Source organism: Thalassobacillus sp. CUG 92003, from assembly GCF_013618635.1.
Lineage (GTDB): Bacteria > Bacillota > Bacilli > Bacillales > Halobacillaceae > CUG-92003.
The window spans coordinates 1-400 of record NZ_JABLSJ010000038.1 but is presented as its reverse complement, the minus strand read 5'-3'; the positions used below and the strand labels follow the sequence as shown (position 1 = coordinate 400).

Sequence of the window (400 nt, the reverse complement as noted above, 5' to 3'; positions counted from 1 at the left end):
ATCATGCCCCTTATGACCTGGGCTACACACGTGCTACAATGGATGGTACAAAGGGCAGCGAAGCCGCGAGGTGTAGCAAATCCCATAAAACCATTCTCAGTTCGGATTGCAGGCTGCAACTCGCCTGCATGAAGCCGGAATCGCTAGTAATCGCGGATCAGCATGCCGCGGTGAATACGTTCCCGGGCCTTGTACACACCGCCCGTCACACCACGAGAGTTGGCAACACCCGAAGTCGGTGAGGTAACCTTTATGGAGCCAGCCGCCGAAGGTGGGGCCAATGATTGGGGTGAAGTCGTAACAAGGTAGCCGTATCGGAAGGTGCGGCTGGATCACCTCCTTTCTAAGGAATTAAAACGGAGACGTACTGGTGCTGGTTTGTTTAGTTTTGAAAGATCGA

General features: G+C 53.5%; 1 rRNA gene. It reads left to right on the top strand.

What is annotated here, in order from left to right:
* Positions 1 to 343, top strand: a 16S ribosomal RNA gene (locus HOP45_RS20480); the annotation flags it as partial.
* Positions 344 to 400 lie beyond the last annotated feature (57 nt).